Annotated in this window: 17 protein-coding genes; 10 read left to right on the top strand and 7 right to left on the bottom strand. The window is 67.0% G+C overall.

The window, feature by feature from the left end; all coding sequences use genetic code 11:
- Nucleotides 1–27: 27 nt before the first annotated feature.
- From CRM90_RS21860 to CRM90_RS21890, 7 genes are all read left to right on the top strand, one after another.
- Entirely contained in the window at nucleotides 28–423 is a 396-nt protein-coding gene (locus CRM90_RS21860) for an NINE protein (RefSeq protein ID WP_102809029.1), read from the top strand.
- Nucleotides 416–826, top strand: a complete 411-nt coding sequence (locus CRM90_RS21865) for a DUF2752 domain-containing protein (RefSeq protein WP_102809030.1) — start codon at nucleotides 416–418, stop codon at nucleotides 824–826. Before CRM90_RS21860 ends, CRM90_RS21865 begins: the two co-directional genes overlap by 8 nt.
- A gap of 149 nt (nucleotides 827–975) precedes the next feature.
- Entirely contained in the window at nucleotides 976–5,538 is a 4,563-nt protein-coding gene (gene gltB, locus CRM90_RS21870) for a glutamate synthase large subunit (protein WP_102809031.1), read from the top strand.
- Nucleotides 5,531–7,030, top strand: coding sequence for a glutamate synthase subunit beta (locus CRM90_RS21875; protein ID WP_102809032.1), 1,500 nt, complete (start codon nucleotides 5,531–5,533; stop codon nucleotides 7,028–7,030). Before gltB ends, CRM90_RS21875 begins: the two co-directional genes overlap by 8 nt.
- A gap of 68 nt (nucleotides 7,031–7,098) precedes the next feature.
- Nucleotides 7,099–8,517, top strand: a complete 1,419-nt coding sequence (gene pyk / locus CRM90_RS21880) for a pyruvate kinase (protein ID WP_102809033.1) — start codon at nucleotides 7,099–7,101, stop codon at nucleotides 8,515–8,517.
- A 12-nt stretch (nucleotides 8,518–8,529) separates the two neighbouring features.
- On the top strand, nucleotides 8,530–9,396 hold the full coding sequence (locus CRM90_RS21885) for an acyl-CoA thioesterase (protein ID WP_102809034.1): 867 nt from the start codon (nucleotides 8,530–8,532) through the stop codon (nucleotides 9,394–9,396).
- On the top strand, nucleotides 9,389–10,846 hold the full coding sequence (locus CRM90_RS21890; protein WP_102809035.1) for a bifunctional lysylphosphatidylglycerol flippase/synthetase MprF: 1,458 nt from the start codon (nucleotides 9,389–9,391) through the stop codon (nucleotides 10,844–10,846). The genes CRM90_RS21885 and CRM90_RS21890 overlap by 8 nt, the downstream gene beginning before the upstream one ends.
- Before the next feature lie 3 nt (nucleotides 10,847–10,849).
- Here CRM90_RS21890 and CRM90_RS21895 read toward each other — a convergent pair whose 3' ends face one another.
- The 7 genes from CRM90_RS21895 to CRM90_RS21925 form a co-directional block, all read right to left on the bottom strand.
- Nucleotides 10,850–11,395 carry a DUF4190 domain-containing protein gene (locus CRM90_RS21895; protein ID WP_102809074.1) on the bottom strand — a complete coding sequence of 182 codons (546 nt, stop codon included), beginning with the start codon at nucleotides 11,393–11,395 and terminating at the stop codon, nucleotides 10,850–10,852.
- 10 nt (nucleotides 11,396–11,405) lie between these two features.
- Nucleotides 11,406–13,010 carry a thiol reductant ABC exporter subunit CydC gene (gene cydC / locus CRM90_RS21900; protein WP_102809036.1) on the bottom strand — a complete coding sequence of 535 codons (1,605 nt, stop codon included), beginning with the start codon at nucleotides 13,008–13,010 and terminating at the stop codon, nucleotides 11,406–11,408.
- On the bottom strand, nucleotides 12,997–14,601 hold the full coding sequence (cydD, locus tag CRM90_RS21905; protein WP_102809037.1) for a thiol reductant ABC exporter subunit CydD: 1,605 nt from the start codon (nucleotides 14,599–14,601) through the stop codon (nucleotides 12,997–12,999). Before cydD ends, cydC begins: the two co-directional genes overlap by 14 nt.
- Before the next feature lie 56 nt (nucleotides 14,602–14,657).
- A complete protein-coding gene (cydB, locus tag CRM90_RS21910; protein ID WP_102809038.1) occupies nucleotides 14,658–15,701 on the bottom strand; it encodes a cytochrome d ubiquinol oxidase subunit II in 1,044 nt (347 codons plus the stop codon).
- A 10-nt stretch (nucleotides 15,702–15,711) separates the two neighbouring features.
- Nucleotides 15,712–17,169, bottom strand: coding sequence for a cytochrome ubiquinol oxidase subunit I (locus CRM90_RS21915; RefSeq protein ID WP_102809039.1), 1,458 nt, complete (start codon nucleotides 17,167–17,169; stop codon nucleotides 15,712–15,714).
- A 110-nt stretch (nucleotides 17,170–17,279) separates the two neighbouring features.
- Nucleotides 17,280–17,861 carry an HdeD family acid-resistance protein gene (locus tag CRM90_RS21920; RefSeq protein ID WP_102809040.1) on the bottom strand — a complete coding sequence of 194 codons (582 nt, stop codon included), beginning with the start codon at nucleotides 17,859–17,861 and terminating at the stop codon, nucleotides 17,280–17,282.
- Between the two features lie 67 nt (nucleotides 17,862–17,928).
- The gene (locus tag CRM90_RS21925; RefSeq protein WP_233209449.1) at nucleotides 17,929–18,252 is read right to left on the bottom strand and encodes a hypothetical protein; all 324 of its coding nucleotides are present in this window, start codon (nucleotides 18,250–18,252) and stop codon (nucleotides 17,929–17,931) included.
- Between the two features lie 180 nt (nucleotides 18,253–18,432).
- On the opposite strand from CRM90_RS21925, the gene CRM90_RS21930 reads away from it, so the two are divergent.
- From CRM90_RS21930 to CRM90_RS21940, 3 genes are read left to right on the top strand one after another with little or no spacing between them, the layout of a single operon-like run.
- A complete protein-coding gene (locus tag CRM90_RS21930) occupies nucleotides 18,433–19,302 on the top strand; it encodes an ABC transporter substrate-binding protein (protein WP_102809042.1) in 870 nt (289 codons plus the stop codon).
- A gap of 5 nt (nucleotides 19,303–19,307) precedes the next feature.
- The gene (locus tag CRM90_RS21935) at nucleotides 19,308–20,228 is read left to right on the top strand and encodes an amino acid ABC transporter permease (RefSeq protein WP_102809043.1); all 921 of its coding nucleotides are present in this window, start codon (nucleotides 19,308–19,310) and stop codon (nucleotides 20,226–20,228) included.
- Nucleotides 20,225–20,992, top strand: a complete 768-nt coding sequence (locus tag CRM90_RS21940; RefSeq protein WP_102809044.1) for an amino acid ABC transporter ATP-binding protein — start codon at nucleotides 20,225–20,227, stop codon at nucleotides 20,990–20,992. Before CRM90_RS21935 ends, CRM90_RS21940 begins: the two co-directional genes overlap by 4 nt.
- The last annotated feature ends 37 nt before the right edge of the window (nucleotides 20,993–21,029 follow it).

Genomic DNA, 21,029 nt, shown 5'->3' on the forward strand with positions numbered 1-21,029 from the left:
CTCTTCTGGGTTGGGCCCGGCTCTGGCATGCTGTGGGGCATGACTGAGCCGCAGTTCGGAGGCACCGAGGGCGCGCCGCCGCCCAACTACCAGGCCCCGCCGAATTACCCGATGCCGCCGCAGTATCCGGGCCCGGGTGGCTACGTGGATCCCGCCGCCCCGTTCGGCCGCCATCCGGTCACCGGTGAGCCGCTGTCTGACAAATCCAAGATCGTCGCCGGGTTGCTGCAGCTGCTCGGCTTGTTCGGCCTGGTGGGGATCGGCCGCATCTACCTCGGCTACACCGGACTGGGGATCGCCCAGCTGCTGGTCGGGCTCGTCACGTGCGGCGTCGGCGCGGTCATCTGGGGGATCATCGACGGCGTCATGATCCTCACCGACAAGGTGCGCGACCCGCAGGGACGTCCCCTGCGTGATGGGTAGCGTCGACCAGCCACCCAGAACCCGGCTCTACACCGGGCTCGCCACGGGTGCGCTGGGGATCGGTGCGCTCACCTATGTCGGCATCGCCGACCCGCACCGGCCCGGCTCACTCTTTCCGCCGTGCCCGTTCCGGTTGCTCACCGGCTGGAACTGCCCGGCGTGCGGTGGCCTGCGAATGACCCACGACCTGCTGCACGGCGACGTCGCAGCCGCTGTCGTCGACAATGTGTTCCTGCTCGTGGGTTTGCCGCTGCTGGCACTCTGGGCGATCTGGCGGATCCGGCGAGGGGAGCGGCCGTTTCCGCTTTCGGTGATCAGCGTGATCGCCGTCGCGGCGATCAGCTGGACGGTCATCCGGAACCTGCCGGGCTTCCCGCTGGTGCCCACATTAATCGGGCAGTGATGCCCACACCGCGCTGATACACTCGCAACTGAAAATCATCGGGCCGGTGCAGTCCCAGACATCACACGTCAGACTGCGGTAAGGCCAATCACCACGCGCATCGCGCACACCAGCTTTCCGCCGCATGACCGACCGCGGAGGAGCGTGGAATGCTGTTCTCGGCACTTCCCGAAGCGCAGGGTCTCTACGACCCCCGGCACGAGTCCGACTCGTGCGGTGTGGCGATGGTGGCCGACATCCAGGGCCGACGGTCACACCAGATCGTCGCCGACGGACTGACGGCACTCGAACACCTCGAACACCGCGGTGCCGCCGGGGCCGAACCCAACAGCGGAGACGGCGCCGGAATCCTGCTGCAATTGCCGGTCGAATTGCTCTCCGCTGTGGCGGAATTCGATCTTCCCACACCAACGATCAACGGCTGCAACAGCTTTGCCGCCGGCATCTGCTTCCTGCCGACGGACCCGTTCGCTCGGCAAGCCGCTGTCGGCCGGGTCGAGGCAATCGCCGAGGAGGAGGGCCTGGAGGTCCTCGGGTGGCGGGCCGTGCCGGTCGACCCTGACGGCGCCGAAGTCGGCGCCACCGCGCTGGGCTGCATGCCGCACATGTCGATGCTGTTCGTGGCAGCTCCCGAACGAAACGGCCACCGGGCCGGCGGGATCGATCTCGACCGCCTGGTGTACCCGCTGCGCAAGCGCGCCGAGCAAGGGCCCGACAGCGTCTACTTCCCGTCGCTGTCCAGCCGCACCATCGCCTACAAGGGCATGCTCACGACAATGCAGCTGCCGCAATACTTTCCCGATCTGCGCGACGAACGCTGCCGCAGTGCGATCGCGATCGTGCACAGTCGATTCTCCACCAACACCTTTCCGTCCTGGCCGTTGGCGCACCCCTTCCGGTTCGTGGCGCACAACGGCGAGATCAACACCGTGCGGGGTAACCGCAACCGGATGCACGCCCGGGAAGCGATGCTGGCCAGCACCATGATTCCCGGTGATCTGAGCCGGCTTTCGCCGATCTGCACTCCCGATGCGTCGGACTCCGCGTCCTTCGACCAGGTGCTCGAGCTGCTGCACCTCGGCGGCCGCAGTCTGCCGCATGCCGTGATGATGATGATCCCCGAGGCGTGGGAGAACAACACCACCATGGATCCGGCCCGCCGGGCGTTCTGTCAGTACCACGCCTCGCTGATGGAACCGTGGGACGGACCCGCGTGTGTGACGTTCACCGACGGCACCGTGGTGGGAGCTGTCCTGGACCGCAACGGCTTACGGCCCGGCCGGTGGTGGCGCACCATCGACGACCGGGTGATCCTGGCCAGTGAGAGCGGCGTGCTGGACATTGCGCCGGGTGAAGTGGTGGCCAAGGGTCGGTTGGAGCCGGGCAAGATGTTCTTGATCGACACCGCCGCCGGTCGGATCGTCAGCGACGACGAGATCAAGGGTCAGCTCGCCGCCGAAGCGCCGTACGCCGAATGGCTGCACGCCGGTCTGCTCGATCTGGCGACTCTGCCTGCCCGGACCCGGGTCTCGCCGAACCACGAATCGGTGGTGCGGCGCCAGGTCGCGTTCGGCTACACCGAAGAAGACCTGCGGATCATGCTCACCCCGATGGCGGCCTCCGGCCAGGAGCCGCTGGGGTCGATGGGCACCGACACCCCGGTGGCTGTGCTGTCCCAGCGCCCCAAGCTGATCTACGACTACTTCGTCGAACTGTTCGCCCAGGTGACGAACCCGCCACTGGACGCGATCCGCGAGGAGATCGTCACCTCGATGGCCCGCGTCATGGGCCCCGAACAGAACCTGCTCGAACCGACGGCCGCGTCCTGCCGCCAGATCTTGCTGCACTGGCCGGTTCTGGACAACGACGAGCTGAACCGGATCGTCCACATCAACGACGACGGCGAGCAGCCCGGCCTGAAGTCAGCCGTCCTCAAGGCGCTCTACGATGTCGAGCGCGGCGGGGAAGGCCTGGCCGAGGCCATCGAGGACCTGCGCCACCGGGCGTCCGACGCGATCGCCAAAGGCGCACGCACGCTGGTCATCTCCGACCGCGACTCCGACCACACCCGTGCGCCGATCCCGTCGCTGCTGGCCGTCGCCGCGGTGCACCACCATCTGGTCCGGACCAAACAGCGCACCATGGTGGCGCTGGTGGTGGAAAGCGGTGACGCCCGCGAGGTCCACCACATCGCGCTGCTGATCGGATACGGGGCGGCCGCGGTCAACCCGTATCTGGCGTTCGAGTCGATCGAGGACCTGATCCGGGAGGGTGAACTCACCGGCATCGACCCGGGCACCGCCGTGCGCAACTACCTCAAGGCGCTCGGCAAGGGCGTCATGAAGGTGATGAGCAAGATGGGCATCTCGACCGTCGGCTCATACACGGCTGCACAGGCTTTCGAAGCCATCGGGCTGTCCAAGGATGTGGTCGACGAATACCTCACCGGCACGGTCAGCCAACTCGGCGGCGTCGGACTCGACGTGCTGGCCGAGGAGGTCAAGCTGCGGCACCGCCGTGCCTATCCGGAGAACCCCACCGAGCGGGTGCATCGCCGCCTCGAGGTCGGCGGAGAATACCAATTCCGCCGCGAAGGTGAACTGCACCTGTTCACCCCGGAAACGGTTTTCTTGCTTCAGCATTCGACCCGCACCGGGCAGGGCGAGGTGTTCGCCAGGTACTCCGCGGAGGTCAACCGGCTGTCCCGTGAGGGCGGTACGCTGCGCGGACTGTTCGGCTTCAACAAGGGTCTGCGGCCACCGGTTCCGCTGCACGAGGTGGAATCCGTCGAGGCGATCTGCAGCCGCTTCAACACCGGCGCCATGAGCTACGGCTCGATCTCGCAGGAAGCCCACGAGACCATGGCCATCGCCATGAACGCCCTCGGCGGGCGGTCCAACAGCGGTGAAGGCGGCGAAGACGAAGACCGGCTCTACGACCCCCGCCGGCGCAGTGCCGTCAAACAGGTGGCGTCCGGCCGGTTCGGTGTCACCAGTGACTATTTGGTCAACGCCACCGATATCCAGATCAAGATGGCCCAGGGCGCAAAGCCCGGTGAGGGCGGGCAGCTGCCCGGCTTCAAGGTGTACCCGAACATCGCCAAGACCCGGCACTCCACGCCCGGGGTGGGCTTGATCTCGCCGCCACCGCACCATGACATCTACTCCATCGAGGATCTGGCGCAACTGATCCACGACCTCAAGAACGCCAACTCCCAAGCCCGGATCCACGTCAAACTGGTCAGCTCGGTCGGGGTCGGCACGGTCGCGGCCGGGGTGTCCAAGGCGCACGCGGATGTCGTGCTGATCTCCGGATACGACGGCGGCACCGGCGCGGCGCCGCTGACCAGCCTCAAGCATGCCGGGGCGCCGTGGGAGATCGGTCTCGCCGACACCCAGCAGACGTTGGTGCTCAACGGACTTCGCGATCGCATCACCGTGCAGTGCGACGGCGGTCTGCGCACCGCCCGCGACGTCATGGTCGCCGCACTGCTCGGCGCTGAGGAATTCGGTTTCTCCACCGCGCCGCTGGTGGTGGCCGGTTGCATCATGATGCGGGTCTGCCACCTCGACACCTGCCCGGTAGGGGTGGCCACCCAGAACCCGGAACTGCGAGCACGTTTCAACGGCAAACCGGAGTTCGTCGAGAACTTTTTCCGGTTCATCGCCGAGGACGTCCGGGTGATGCTGGCCGAGTTGGGCTTCCGGAGCATCGACGAGGCCGTCGGCCACGCGGAGGTGCTCGACACCGACGACGGGGTGGCGCACTGGAAGACCAAGGGCCTGGACCTGAGCCCGATCTTCGCGGTGCCCACCGACGCGCACGGCGGCGCGTTGCCGCAGCGACGGCGGCTGCGGGATCAGGAGCACGGCCTCGAGCACGCTCTGGACCAGACCCTGGTTGCGCTGGCCGAAGGTGCGCTGGAGGACGCCCACCCGGTTCGGCTGGAACTGCCGGTCCGCAACGTCAACCGCACCGTCGGCACCCTGCTGGGTTCGGAGGTCACCCGCCGCTACGGCGCCCAGGGCCTGCCGGATGACACCATCCACATCACGCTCACCGGCTCGGCGGGCCAGTCCATCGGCGCATTTCTGCCGCCCGGTATCACCCTCGACCTCATCGGTGACGCCAACGACTATGTGGGTAAGGGACTTTCCGGTGGCCGGGTGATCGTCCGGCCGCCCGACGACGTCCTGTTCCTGCCCGAGGACAACGTGATCGCCGGCAACACCCTGCTGTACGGGGCGACCTCGGGCGAGGTGTACCTGCGCGGCCGGGTCGGTGAGCGGTTCGCCGCCCGCAACTCCGGTGCGCTCGCGGTGACCGAAGGGGTGGGGGACCACGCCTGTGAGTACATGACCGGCGGGCGCGTCGTGGTGCTGGGCCGCACCGGACGCAACATGGCAGCCGGAATGTCCGGCGGCATCGCCTATGTGCTGGGTCTCGACCCGGCCATGGTCAACACGGCGATGGTCGAGCTGCACGCGCCGGACCCCGACGACCTGGAATGGCTGCACGACGTCGTGGCTCGCCATGCCCGGTGCACCGGCAGCACGCTGGCCCGTTCGGTGCTCTCGGACTGGCCAAGGCGCAGCGCACAATTCACCAAGATCATGCCCACCGACTACCGGAAGGTGCTCGAGGCCACCCGGATGGCCAAGGCGGAGGGGCGTGACGTGGACACCGCGATCATGGAGGCGACACGTGGCTGATCCCACCGGGTTTCTGAAAGTGCCGAAGATCGAGGCCGCCAAGCGGGCCGTCGACGAGCGGGTCGGCGACTGGCGCGAGGTGTACGAGCGCCAGAATCCCCAGGAGCGCGCCGGCGAGGTGGCCCAGCAGGCGCGCCGCTGTATGGACTGCGGAATCCCGTTCTGCCACTCCGGAACTGCGGGGTGCCCGTTGGGCAACCTGATCCCGGAATGGAACGACCTGGTGCGACGCGGTCGCTGGGACGCCGCAAGCGAACGCCTGCACGCCACCAACAACTTCCCGGAGTTCACCGGCCGGCTGTGCCCGGCGCCGTGCGAAGCGGCCTGCGTGCTGTCGATCGGCGAGGAGCAGACCGGCGGCAGCGTGACGATCAAACGGATCGAGAACACCATCGCCGACCAGGCCTGGCGGCTCGGCATCGTCGAAGCGCAGCCCGCCGCGATCGGCACCGGCCGCAACGTGGCGATCGTCGGCTCCGGACCCGCGGGGCTGGCCGCGGCCCAGCAGCTGACCCGCGCCGGTCACCACGTCACCGTCTACGAACGCGACGACCGACTGGGCGGTCTGCTCCGGTACGGAATCCCCGAGTACAAGCTCGAGAAGGCCACGCTGAACCAGCGGTTGGCCCAGATGCGCGCCGAGGGAACACGTTTCGTCACCGAATGCGAAGTGGGCGTGGATATCTCGGTCGAGGAGCTGCGCAACCGGTTCGACGCCGTCGTACTGGCGGTCGGTGCGTTGCGCGGCCGTGACACCGACGTCGAGGGCCGTCAGCTGGCCGGTGTCCACCTCGCGATGGAGCATCTGGTCCCGGCCAACCGGGAATGCGAGGGTGACGGGCCGTCGCCGCTGTCGGCCAAGGACAAACATGTGGTGATCATCGGCGGCGGCGACACCGGAGCCGACTGCCTGGGCACCGCACACCGCCAGGGCGCGGCATCGGTGACCCAGCTCGACTACAACCCGCAACCGCCGGACGTCCGCAACGATGAGCTGACCCCGTGGCCCACCTGGCCGCTGGTGCTGCGCACGTCGCCCGCGCACGCCGAGGGCGGCACCGTTCACTATCAGGTCGCGGTGCAGCGGTTCGTCGGTGACGGCGGGGGCAACCTGCGCGCACTCGAGATCGCCGAGGTGAAGGTCGAGCGGGTCGACGGCCGGCGGGTCATCACGCCGGTGGGTGAGGCCATGGAGATTCCGTGCGATCTGGCGCTGCTGGCGATCGGCTTCGAAGGTGTCGAACACATGACACTTCTGGACGACCTCGGCGTCGCGTTGAGTCCGCGCGGGGTCATCAGCTGCGGATCGGACTGGCAGACCGACGCGCCCGGCGTCTTTGTTTGCGGCGACGCCCACCGCGGCGCCTCGCTGGTGGTGTGGGCGATCGCCGAGGGGCGCGCCGCCGCTCACGCGGTCGATGCGTATCTCATGGGTGAGTCGGATCTCCCCGAGCCGGTACGGCCGCACCAATTGCCATTGGCCGTCGGCTGAGTGAATACCGTGCTGCCGCCATCTGGATCGGTCGAGATGCCCATGAACCGCGACTATGCTGAGGCGTCGTGAGTAGACGCGGGAAGATTGTCTGTACCCTCGGCCCGGCCACCAGCACCGATGAGTCGGTGAGAGCTTTGGTCGACGCCGGCATGGACGTGGCCCGCCTGAATTTCAGCCACGGCGACTATGTCGATCATGAGGCGGCCTACAAGCGGGTTCGCCTGGCATCCGATGTGACCGGACGTGCGGTCGGGATCCTGGCGGACCTGCAGGGACCCAAGATCAGGCTGGGCCGCTTCGCCGACGGACCGACGTATTGGGCCAACGGTGAGACGGTGCGGATCACCGTCGAGCACTTCGAGGGCAATCACGACCGGGTGTCGACCACCTACAAGAACCTGGCCAGGGATGCTCAGCCGGGTGACCGTCTGCTGGTCGACGACGGCAAGGTGGCGCTCGTCGTCGAACACATCGACGGCGACGACGTGGTGTGCATGGTCACCGAGGGCGGTCCGGTCAGCAACAACAAGGGCCTGTCCCTGCCCGGCATGAACGTGTCGGTGCCTGCGCTGTCCGAGAAGGACATCGAGGACCTCGAGTTCGCGCTGCGCCTGGGAGTGGATCTGGTGGCGCTGTCGTTCGTGCGCTCACCCGCCGACGTCGAGCTGGTGCACGAGGTGATGGACCGGGTCGGCCGTCGCGTCCCGGTGATCGCCAAGCTGGAAAAGCCGGAAGCGATCGACAATCTCGAGGCGATCGTGCTGGCCTTCGATGCCGTCATGGTGGCCCGCGGCGATCTCGGCGTCGAGCTGCCGCTCGAAGAAGTCCCGCTGGTGCAGAAGCGGGCCATCCAGATGGCCCGGGAGAACGCCAAGCCGGTGATCGTGGCCACCCAGATGCTCGAGTCGATGATCGAGAATTCCCGGCCCACCCGGGCCGAGGCCTCCGACGTCGCCAACGCGGTGCTGGACGGTGCCGACGCGGTCATGCTGTCCGGGGAGACCTCGGTCGGCAAGTACCCGCTGGAGTCGGTGCGGACGATGGCTCGCATCATCGGTGCGGTCGAGGAGAACTCGACGGCGGCCCCGCCGCTGACCCACGTGCCGCGCACCAAGCGCGGCGTCATCTCGTATGCCGCTCGTGACATCGGTGAGCGCCTCGACGCCAAGGCCCTGGTCGCGTTCACCCAATCCGGGGACACCGTTCGGCGGCTGGCCCGACTGCACACCCCGCTGCCGCTGCTGGCGTTCACCGCGCTGCCGGAGGTGCGCAGCCAGCTGGCGCTGACCTGGGGCACCGAGACCTTCATCGTCGGGCACATGGAAACCACCGACGACATGATCCGCGAGGTCGACCGCTCGATGCTGGAGCTGGGCCGCTACAAGCGCGGTGACCTTGTGGTCATCGTCGCAGGTGCTCCGCCGGGCACAGTAGGCTCGACAAACCTGATCCATGTCCACCGGATCGGGGAGGACGACCACTAGGGGAGAGAACTCTTGGCCAACGCGGACCTCGACGAGCTGCTGGCCATCCTCGATCTCTCCCCAGTCGGCGACGACGTGTTCGCTGGGGCGCATCCGCACAAGAACCCGCCGCGCACCTTCGGCGGGCAGCTGATGGCCCAGGCCTTCGTGGCGGCCACCCGCACTCTTCGGCACGAGATCGCACCCAGCGCGTTGTCGGTGCATTTCATCGCAGGCGGCGATCCGGAGGCCGACATCGAATTCCATGTCGTCCGGCTGCGCGACGAGCGGCGGTTCGCCAACCGGCGTGTTGACGCCGTCCAGAACGGCACACTGCTCGCCACCGCGCTGGTGTCCTACCTGTCGGCGGGAAGCGGCCTCGAACACAACACCCCGATGCCCGACCTGCCCGCGCCGGAGACGCTGCCCACGATCGACGAGCTGCTCGTCGGGTACGAGAAAGTGGTGCCCGGATTCGTCGCGGCGCTCCGCCCGATCGAGTGGCGCTACACCAACGACCCGTCGTGGATCATGCGCGAGAAGAACGGCATGCTGACCGCAAATCAGGTGTGGCTCAAGGCCGACGGCCCAATGCCCGACGACCCGACGCTGCACACCGCCGCGATGATCTATTCGTCCGACACCACGATCCTGGATTCGATCATCACCACCCACGGTCTGTCCTGGGGCTGGGACCGCATCTTCGCGGTCACGGTCAACCATTCGCTGTGGTTCCACCGGCAGGTCGACTTCTCCGAGTGGGTGCTCTATTCGACGAATTCGCCGGTCGCCGCGGAGTCCCGCGGCCTGGGCACCGGCCACTTCTTCAACCCGACCGGGGAGGTGGTGGCAACTGTCACGCAGGAGGGCATCGTCAAGCACTTCCCCGGAAATGCCTGATAGAAGGCGTATCGTCGGTCACGTGACCGAGCCGCCGGTTCAGGTCGCGCATCGTGTGCGCGCAAGGGAACGGGTTGTCGTCAATGTCGACACCCTGGCCGCGCGCTGGGTGGGCGCGCTGGCACTGCTCATCGCCTGCAGTTGGCTCACCGTGCTGATGGTCCGCGCGCACCGCCACCACACCGACTGGCAGACCGACAGCCGGGTGGCGTGGTCGCTGACGATCCTGGCTGCCGTCGCGTTGATCGCCCGGGGCATCTTCCTCGGCCGCCCGGTGACCGCCGCGCATGCGATCGCCGCCGCCGCGGCGGTGCTCGCCGGATTCGCCGCCCACCTACTGGCCTTCGACCTCACCGGCGACGTGCTGATCGCCTCCTCGGGGTTGCTGCTGATGTGGCCGACGACCGCGCGACCCGATCCGTCCCAGCTGGCCAGGGTGTGGGCCCTGGTCGACGCCACCAGTGGTGACCCGGTGGCGCCGTTCGCGATGCAGAACCTCAAGAGCTACTTCTTCAGCGCCGACGGCACCGCCGCGGTCGCCTACCGGACCCGGCTGGGTTACGCCGTCGTCAGTGGCGATCCGATCGGTGACGAAGGCCGTTTCGAGGAGCTGATCGGCGACTTCACCGGCATGTGCCACACCCACGGCTGGCGCGTGGTGGTCCTGGGCTGCAGCGAGCACAGGCTCGGGCTGTGGCGAGATCCCGCGGTGATCGGGCAGGCCTTGCGACCGGTTCCGATCGGCCGCGACGTGGTGATCGACGTGCCGTCCTTCGACATGGTGGGCCGCAAGTTCCGCAACCTGCGGCAGGCGGTGCAGCGCACCCACAACTTCGGGATCAGCACCGAGATCGTCGCCGAGTCCGAACTCGACGACCATCTGCTGGCCGAGCTCACCGACGTGCTGCTGTCGTCGGCCAAGGGGTCGCGCACCGAGCGTGGTTTCTCGATGATTCTCGATGGCACGCTGACCGGTCGCTACCCCGGCGTCCTGCTGATCATCGCGCGTGACCGGGCGGGCCGGGTGCAGGGATTTCACCGCTACGCGGTCGCCGGTGCCGGCAGCGACATCACCCTCGACGTTCCGTGGCGGCGCCGCGGCGCCCCGAACGGCATCGACGAGCGGCTGTCCGTGGACATGATCGACGCGATGAAAGCCGAGGGAGCTCAACGCCTTTCGCTGGCATTCGCGGCGTTCCCGGAGATCTTCAACGAAAAGCAGCGGGGAGCGCTCAGCGCATTCTTCTACACGGCGATCCATCTGGGCGACTCGCTGATCGCACTGGAGTCGCTGTACCGGTACCTGCGCAAGTTCCACGCCCTCGGTGATCGCCGGTACGTGCTGCTGTCGCTGAGGCAGGTGCTGCCGCTGCTCGTGGTGTTGCTTTCGCTGGAGTTCTTCCCGAGGCGGCGGCAGCTGCCCACGGAGTCCGGGGAGGGCGACCGATAGGTCCTACGGCGTCGGCGTCAAGGTGACGCTGAACTTGTTCTCCACGGACTGCTTGAACTCGTCGGCGCACTGCTGAACCTGCTGCTGGTCCTGGCCGGCCTTCTGCAGGCAGTCGATGTAGTCGGTGGCGCCGACCTCTTTGAACACGCCGACCCACACGGCGATGAACGCGAGACCGACGATGATCGCCAGAAAACCGAGGATGACGCCGGCCAGTGCGACGCCGCCGTTGTTGGCTTCACCGCGCTTGACCCGGCTGCGGCCGGCGAAGCCGATGATCACCGCCACGATGCCCAGAATGACGCCGCCGACCACGGAGAACGACGACAGAAGTGCGACGATCGCGATCACCAGGGCGGTGACGCCCAAGCCGTTGCGAGGCCCGGTGGGCGGTGGCGTGTAACCGGCATACGGCTGCGGCGGGGCAGGGGGATAGCCGCCGGGATACTGGCCGTACGAGGGAGCGGGATAGCCGGGGGGAGGAGGTGGTGGCGCCCCGTACGGGGGCGGGGTGGGCTGCTGAGGTGCCTGCTCTGGGGGCTCAGTCATGGATTGCACGTTACCTGCCGTCGCCGATCGATAGTCGCGGACAGGTGATGTCGATACCAAGTTGATGGCTGGCGACCACCACGGTGCGGTGTGCGCCGAGCAGGCTGCCGTCGAGCAGGGCGGTCAGGATGCGTTGACCGTCGGCGGCATCGAGGTGTTCGCTCGGTTCGTCGAGGAGCACGATCGGTGCCGGACACAGCAACACCCGGGCCAGCAGCAGCCGGCGTCGCTGCCCGGCCGACACCGCGGCCGCACCGCCGATCAGCACCGTGCCCAATCCGTCGGGCAGCGCGGCCAGCCAATCGTCGAGGCCCACCGCGGAGAGTGCGGCGGTGAGCTCGTCGTCGGTGCAATCGCCGCGCGCCACCAACAGGTTGTCCCGGACGGTGGTGTTGAACAGGTGTGCGTCTTCGGCGAAATAGCTTATGGTGCTCCGCAATTGAGATTCGTTGAGCTCGGTCGTCGCTTTCCCGTCGATGGTCACTGCGCCGTCGACCGGTGGCAGCAGGCCGGCCAGCGTCATCAGCAGTGCGGTCTTTCCCGCACCGCTTCGCCCGGTGATCGCCAGCCGGGCACCGGGTTGCAGCGTCACAGCGACGTGCTCACCGGTCGGCCCGCCGGGATAACCGGCACGCAGGTCGGCCGCCAGCACCGGTGTCGTGGCGAGAGTGGTGACGACGACGTCGGATTGGACGGCCCCCGACGGCAGCAGCTCGCGCAGGCGCGCGGCGGCGATCCGGCCGCGAGTCAGAGCGACCGCTGCGGCCGGCAGGGCGACGGTGGCCTCGAACGCCGAGAGCGGCAACAACATCAGCACCGCGAGTGTGGTGGGGGCGGTGTGCGCGGCGATGCCGATGCCGGCGACGACGGCCCCGATCGCGCTGGCTCCGATCGCCAGGGTCGGCACGGCGGCCGCCGCGGCGGCGGGTGCTGCCGCGCGGTCGATCGCCGAGCCCCAATCCCGCTGGCGCTGTTCGGCTTCGGTGATCAGGGCCGGTAGCCTCCCGGCCACCCGCAGTTCGGCGGCATGATCGAGCGCGGTGAGGGCGGCGATGTCGCGGTCCGATTGTTGAGCGCGGGCAACAGCTTCCTGTGCCCGCGCGGCGCGTGCGGCCAATACCGGTGCGAGCACACCCGCGACGAGCAGGCACAGCGCCAGGACCACGGCGGCGGCCGGCGAGATCATCGCGATGACGGCCGTGGCGGCGACGCCGAGCACGGCCGCGACGCCGATCGGGACCGCGGCGCGAACCGCGACATCGGCGAGCGTGTCCACGTCGGCGCCGACCCGGGTGAGCAGATCACCGCTGTGCAGCCGAGCCGTGATGTCGGCTGGGCCATGGGCCAGACGGCGATAGATCTCGGCTCGGGCACCGGCCGCCGCCCGCAGCGCGGTGTCGTGGGACGCCAACCGTTCGCAGTAACCGAAAACCCCCCGCGAGATGCCCAACGCGCGCACTGCCACCACGGCGATGGACAGGTCCAGCACCAGCGGCATCTGCCACGCGCGGGTGATCAGCCAGGCCGACACCCCGGCCAATGCCAGTGCGCTGCCCAGCGCCAGCGTGCCGAGCGTGATGGCCAGCAGCAGCCGGAGTCGGTCAAACGCGGGCATGGTGATCGGCCTCCACCGCGATGACGTGGTCGGCGATCCGGACCACACTGTCTCGATGTGCGACCACCACGACGGTGGATCCTGCTGCTGCGCGATCGCGGATCGCCTGCAGCACAGTCTCTTCGGTGGCCTCGTCCAGATGCGAGGTCGGCTCGTCGAGCAGCAGCACGGGCGCGCGGGACCCGAGTACCCGGGCCAGGCCCAGCCGCTGGCGTTGCCCCAGCGACAACCCCACGCCGCCGCGGCCGAGCACCGTGTCCGGTCCGTGGGGCAGTGCGGCCAACACCTCGGTGAAACCGGCTGCGTCGCAGGCGGCTTGATGGTCGGCGAGCGCGCCGAACAGATCCAGGTTCTCCGCGACCGTGCCCGGGATGATCACCGGGCGTTGAGCCAGCCAGGCCAGCTGCGGCCACCAGGCCGACCGGTCCATCTCGTCGACGTCGAGACCGCCAACGGTGATCCGGCCGTGGGTGGGACTGACCAGTCCCGCTATCGCGAGCAGGGTGGTGGACTTGCCGGCGCCGTTGGCGCCGGTGAGCACGGTGACGCTGCCGGGCAGTATGCGCCCGGACAGTAGGTGCGGTGACATTCCGTCGCGGCCGGCGACACCCAGGGCGTCGATGACGATCTCCGCGCCGGCCGCGTCCACGGTGCCGGTGCCGTGCAACGGCGCGGGATTCTGCTCGATCAGTGCGAACGCTTTGTCGGAAGCCGCCTTTCCGTTCTGTGCGGCGTGGAATTCGACACCGACCCGGCGCAGCGGCCAGAACACGTCGGGCGCCAGCAACAACACGGTCAGCCCCGCGGCCAGACTCATTTCGCCGTACACCAGTCGCAGACCGATGCTGACCGCGACCAGCGCGACGCCCAGGGTGGCGATGAGTTCGAGTACCAGTGCCGACAGGAACGCGATGCGCAGGGTGGCCATGGCCGAACGACGATGGGCGGCACTGAGTGTGGTGATGCGTTGTGCCGGGCCGTCGGCACGGCCGAGGGCCCGCAAGGTGGGGATGCCGGCGATGAGATCCAGCAGCCGGGCCTGCAGTGTGGTCATCGCGGCCAGCGCCGCCGCTGATCGCTCCGCGGTGGCCAGCCCGATCAACACCATGAAGATCGGGATCAGTGGCAGGGCGACGAGGACGATCAGTGCGGACTGAAAATCGTTGAACGCGATCACCACAACGGTGGCCGGCGTGAGGATCGCTGCCAGAAACAGCGCCGGGAGATACGCGGTGAAATATGGCCGCAGACCGTCGAGCCCGGTGGTGATGATCGTTGCGGCGTCGTCGTGCTGGGCGTCGCGAGCAGCGGGTGGCAGCGCGGTCACGGTCCGCAGCACCCGGCCGCTGAGGTCGGCGATCACCGCACTGGCGCCCCGCTGACCGAGCCGGCCCTGCAGCAGGAGGATAAGCGCCCGAAACAGCCAGAGCCCGGCCAGGATCGCCAGTTCGGTGCGCCAGTGGCCGAGGCTGCGGGTGGCCGGGTCGGTGATGACGCCGGCCACCAGATGGCCGAGGATCACGGCGCCGGCGATCGCGCAGCCCGCGATCAGCGTTCCGCAGCCGACTGTCGCGACCAGATACCGGCGCACAGCCGAAGAGGCCCGCCACAGACGTGGATCCAGCGGGCCCGACCGGCGCTGGGAGCTCAGGGCACGCGCCTCAATGGCAGGCCGACGGACTTGGGAATGGACTCGGCGAAGACACGTTTGCGGAACACCCAGTAGGTCCAACCCTGGTAGATCAGCACGATCGGAGTGAATATCGCAGCCGCCCACGTCATCACCTTCAGGGTGTACGGACTGGACGAGCCGTTGTAGATCGTCAGGTCGTAGGCCGGGCTGATGGTCGACGGCACCAGGTTGGGGTACAGCGACCCGAACAGCAACGTCACCACCGCGGCGACGACGATCGTCGTCGCCAGGAATGCCCAGCCCTCCCGGGCGGCCCACGCCGCCGCGACGGCGGCCAGTTGGGCGATAACGGCGATGGCCAGGACCGCCCAGGTCCACGGCTTCCCGTGTGCCAGTTGCGTCCACACGCCGAACGCGGCGACCAGTACCGTCGCGGGCACGCTGAGCGTGCGGGCCAGCCCGACGGCATCGCTGCGTACCGCGCCGCCGCTCTTGAGGGCCAGGAACACCGCGCCGTGGAACAGGAACAGCGCACAGGTGGCCAGCCCACCGAGCAAGGTGTACGGGTTCAGCACGTCGGACACGGCGAGGTCGGCGACGTTCTTGTCCGGCCCGACGGGCAGTCCGTTGACCAGGATCGCGAACGCGACACCCCACAGGATCGCCGGCAGCCACGACCCGGTCGCGATGCCGATGTCGCACCAGCGGCGCCACTTCGGATCGTCGATCTTGCCGCGCCATTCGATGGCCACGACGCGCGCGATCATCGACAGCAGGATCACCAGCAGCGGGAGATACAGCGTGGAGAACACGGTGGCATACCAGTGCGGAAAGGCCGCGAACATGGCGCCGCCCGCGGTGATCAGCCACACCTCGTTGCCGTCCCATACCGGGCCGATGGTGTTCAGCACCGCCCGACGATGAGATTCTGCGTCTCCCTTACCGATCCGGCCCAGCCAGGTCATCACCATGCCGACGCCGAAGTCGAAGCCCTCCAGGACGAAAAAGCCCAGGAACAGCACCGCCACGATCACGAACCAAATCTGTTGCAGCCCCATGGTTGGCTCCTCAGTAGGCGAACGACAGGGGTGCGACTTCGTCGTCCCCGGGCGGGGTGGGCGGCGCCGGCTCGGCGTCGTGCTCGAGCGGGCCCGCGGTCACATATCTGCGGACCAGGTAGAACCAGATCACCGCCAGCACCGCGTAAATCAGGGTGAACGAGATCAGCGATACCCACACCAGGCCCGGTCCGTGCAGTGACACGCCTTGTCGAACGGTCAGCCGGACCAGTTGATCGCCGTCGGGGTTGGGCGCGACCACCCACGGCTGGCGGCCCATCTCGGTGAACACCCAGCCGGCGATGGCAGCCAGGAACGGTGTCGGGATGGTCCACAGCGCGAAGCGGGAATACCACTTTCCTTCCCGTGTGCCCGGCACCCGGCCGCGCCGCGTCAGCCACAGTGTGGCCAGTGCGAACAGCAGCGGCACCGCCATCAAGCCGATCATCGCGCGGAACGCCCAGTAGGTGACGAACAGATTGGGCACATACCACCCGGGACCGAACTTCTGTTCATATTGCTGCTGAAGGTCTTTGGTGCCCTGCAACGTCACTCCGCTGAACTTGCCCTCAGCCAGGAACGGCAGTGCGAAAGGCACCTCGATGACGCGGGTGATGCTGTCACAGTTGTTGTGCGTCCCGACGGTCAGAAGCGACAGGTTGGGATCGGTTTCGGTGTGGCACAACGATTCCGCGGCAGCCATCTTCATCGGCTGCTGGTGGAACATCAGCTTGCCTTGCACGTCGCCGGTGAAAAACAAGCCGACGCAGGCGACCAGAGCGACCAGTGAGCCCAGGATCGCGCCCGGACGGTACATCGCGACGGCGTCGGGGCTGGCTTTGGACCGCACCATCCACCACGCGCAGACGGCAGCCACGAACGTCGCGGCGGTGAGGAACGACGCGGTGACCGCATGCCAGAAGGCCGCGACTCCGGTGTTGTTGGTGAACAACTCGACGATGCTCTGCAGTTCGGCGCGACCCGTCTGCGGGTTGAACCGGGTGCCCACCGGGTGCTGCATCCACGAATTCGCGGTGATGATGAAGAAGGCCGAAAGGTTGACCGCGATGGCCACCAGCCAGATCGACGTCAGGTGCAGCCAGCGGGGGAGTCGGGTCCAGCCGAATATCCACAGCCCGATGAACGTCGACTCCAGGAAGAACGCAACCAGGCCCTCCAGCGCCAGCGGCGCGCCGAACACATCGCCGACGAAGCGGGAGTATTCGCTCCAGTTCATCCCGAATTGGAACTCCTGCACGATGCCGGTCGCGACACCGATGGCGAAGTTGATCAGGAAGATCTTGCCGAAGAATTTGGTCAGCCGATACCAGGCCGGGTTGTCGGTGAGGACCCAGATCGTCTGCATGACAGCGATCAGCGGCGCCAGCCCGATCGTGAGCGGTACGAATATGAAGTGGTAGACCGTCGTGATTCCGAATTGCCATCGGGACACGTCAAGAGCGCTCATCGCGGAACTCTCCAACCAACGCGAAAGGCGCGGATCGCCTATCTACGACAAAGTGTAGTAGCGATCCGCGCCGTTCGCGCTAGAGCCTTTTGGCCTTTGTGACGAGAATCCTAGGGCGTCGTGGCGGCGATTCGGTCGCCGAGGTTCTTCGACGCCTTGCGGATTCCGAAGGAGGCCACCACTTCGAAAACGCCGATGACGACCAGCCAGATACCCACCACGAGGGTCAGCGTGGCCAGCGACGGGAACGGTGACGCCAGCACGACGATGCCGGCGATGAGGCTGATCACGCCGACGAAGATCTCCCAGCCGCGGCCGGGGGTGTCCGGGTCGCTGATCGCGGACACCGCGGTGGCGACGCCACGGAAGATGAAGCCCACACCGATCCAGATCGCCAGCAGCAGAATGGAGTTCTGGATGCTGCGGAAGCAGAGCACCGCGAGGATCAGGGCAGCGGCACCGCTGATGAACAACATGACCCGGCCGCCGGCCGACACATGCAGGGTGAAGGCGTGGAACACCTGCGAGATGCCCGTCACCAGAAGGTAGGCGCCGAAGAAGATCGCGGCGACGAGGATGGAGATTCCCGGCCAGACGAGTACCAGGATTCCGAGAACGAGCGACAGAACGCCCGACAGCAGGACCGACTTCCACAGATGCGGCAGAAGCGGCGGGGCAGAGGTGGTTGTCATGGCCGGAAGTGTTGCACAGCGGGTTGACGATCGACGTCATTTGACCACTTCAACGGGTGAATTGACGTCAAAGAGTGTCCTCGTCGTCACCGCGTTCGCGCAGCGACAGCCAGTACAGCATGGTGATCAATCCGAATATCAGGAGCGCGGCGATCAGGTCGGACCACTGGAACGGGTAGACGGCTCCGTCGATGGACAGCACCATCACGGTTTCGGCGACGGCGAAGAACAGAAAGAAGACGCCGAGGAACCGGCGGGCCGGCGACCGGTGCAACCGGGTCCGGCGGACTTCCACCATCAGGCTCAGCAGCAGCACCGGCAGCACTTGCGCGAGGGTCGCGGCCGTGGGGCCGTCCATGATGGCGAAATGGATTCGATTCAGGTCAGGCACGGCGGGCCACACTAGCTGCGCGTACCTGTGGATCCGCTGCCAGATGGTTACGGTGCTACTACTGTTCCGTTACCGGGAGTACAAAACCCGGATCAGGCCATTAGTTTCGGGCAGGACGGCCCGGGATGCAGTCGAGAGAAAGAGGCAACCGTGCTCACTGGATGGTGTCGCGTAGTTGGAGTGATTGGCATAGCCGGTGCCTTGGCACTGTCCGGCTGCAGCAGCAAGAGTGACTCTGGCGCAGGGCCGTCGACGGCGACCACGGCGGCCAAGGCAGAGAAGGTCGACGAGATCGCGGCGACGGTTCCCGACGACATCAAGAAGTCGGGCAAGTTGGTCGTCGGCGTCAACATTCCTTATGCGCCCAACGAATTCAAGGATTCCAGCGGCAAGATCGTCGGCTTCGACGTCGACCTGATGAACGCCATCGCCTCCACGATGGGCTTGACCGCCGACTTCCGCGAAGCGGACTTCGCCAAGATCATCCCCTCGATCCAGCAGGGCACCTTCAACGTCGGCATGTCGTCGTTCACCGACACCAAGGAGCGCCAGCAGTCGGTGGACTTCGTCGACTACTTCAACGCGGGCATCATGTGGGCGCAGCGGCCCGGGTCGCCGATCGATCCGAACAACGCGTGCGGCAAGAAGGTCGCCGTGCAGGCGACCACCACCGAGGAAACCGACGAGCTCCCCAAGAAGAGCAAGGCGTGCACGGACGCCGGGAAGCCGGCCATCGAGATCCTGAAGTTCGACGGGCAGGACGCCGCCACCAACGCGGTGGTTCTCGGCCAGGCCGACGCGATGTCGGCGGATTCGCCGGTGACCGCGTACGCCATCAAGCAGAGCAACGGCAAGCTCGAGGCTGCCGGCGAGATCTTCGACTCCGCGCCCTACGGCTGGCCGGTCGCCAAGGGTTCGCCGTTGGCCGCTTCCCTGCAGAAGGCGCTCGAACACCTCATCGAGACCGGTGATTACAAGACGATCGCCAGCAACTGGGGTGTTGAAGCCGGGATGATCACCAAGCCGGTCATCAACGGGGGGACCAGCTAACCGATATGGCTGTCGACGAGTCGGCTCCACCTGCCATCAACGCGGTACCGCTTCGTCATCCGTGGCGGTGGGTGGGGGCGGCCGTCATCATCGTTCTGGTTGGCCTGTTCATCTATGGCGCGGCCACCAACCCGGCCTACGGCTGGTCGACGTACGGCGAGTATCTGTTCAACGACCGGATCATGCTCGGTGTCTTCAACACACTGCAGCTGACGGTGTACGCGATGGTGCTCGGCGTCGTGCTGGGTGTGATCCTGTCGGTGATGCGACTGTCGCCGAACCCCGTATTCGGTTCGGTGGCATGGGTTTTCCTGTGGATCTTCCGCGGCACACCGGTGTACGTGCAGCTGGTGTTCTGGGGGCTGATCCCGACGATCTATCAGCACATCCAGTTGGGCGTGCCGTTCGGGCCGTCGTTCTTCCATCTAGACCTGCAGAACCTGTCCATCCCGTTCCTGCTGGCGGTCATCGGTCTCGGACTCAACGAGGCCGCGTACATGGCCGAGATCATCCGGGCAGGCATCACGTCGGTGCCCGAAGGGCAGTCGGAGGCATCGACCGCGCTGGGTATGTCGTGGGGAATGACGATGCGCCGCACCGTGCTTCCGCAGGCGATGCGGGTCATCATCCCGCCGACCGGCAACGAGGTCATCAGCATGCTGAAGACCACATCGCTGGTGACGGCCGTGCCGTATTCCTATGACCTGTACAGCATTGCCTCGCGGGAGATCGCGGCCCGGACCTTCGAACCGGTTCCGATGCTGCTGGTGGCGGCGACCTGGTACCTGGTGATCACCAGTGTGCTGATGGTGGGGCAGTACTACCTCGAGAAGTACTTCTCCCGCGGCATCTCCCGGCAGTTGACCTCCAAACAACTCGAGGCCTTGGCCAAGGCACAGACCGGTACGGAGGCGGGACACGTATGACCGGCGAACCCATGGTGCGCGCCGAGCGGGTGTGCAAGGACTTCGGCGCCCTGTCGGTGCTCAAAGGTGTGACGCTGTCGGTGGACCCCGGCAAGGTGCTCGTGCTTGTCGGGCCGTCGGGCTCCGGCAAGTCCACATTCCTGCGCTGCATCAATCACCTCGAAACTGTCAGTGCCGGAAGGCTTTACGTCGATGGCGATCTCATCGGGTATCGCGAGCGTGGCGACAAGCTCTATGAGATGCCCCCGCGCGAGGCCGCCAAACAGCGCCGCGACATCGGGATGGTGTTCCAGCACTTCAATCTTTTCCCGCACCGCACGGCGCTGGCCAACATCATCGAATCGCCGGTGCACGTCAAGCGGATGAAGAAGGCTGCCGCGCTCGATCGGGCTCGGGATCTGCTCAATCAGGTGGGCCTGTCCGAGAAGGCCGACGCCTACCCGGCGCAGCTGTCGGGCGGCCAACAGCAGCGGGTGGCGATCGCACGGGCACTGGCGATGGACCCCAAGCTGATGCTGTTCGACGAGCCGACCTCGGCGTTGGACCCCGAACTCGTCGGCGAAGTGCTGGGCGTGATGAAAAAACTTGCCAGCGAGGGCATGACGATGATCGTGGTGACGCACGAGATGGGTTTCGCCCGCGAGGTCGCCGACGAACTGGTGTTCATGGACGGTGGGGTGATCGTCGAAAGCGGGCCGCCTCGGGAAGTCCTGAGTAACCCGCAGCACGACCGGACGAAGGCCTTCCTGTCCAAAGTCATGTAGCGCCCGGCGTGACGAGGATGACAGCGAATCGGGGCAG

Source organism: Mycobacterium sp. ENV421 (assembly GCF_002887815.1).
GTDB lineage: Bacteria > Actinomycetota > Actinomycetes > Mycobacteriales > Mycobacteriaceae > Mycobacterium.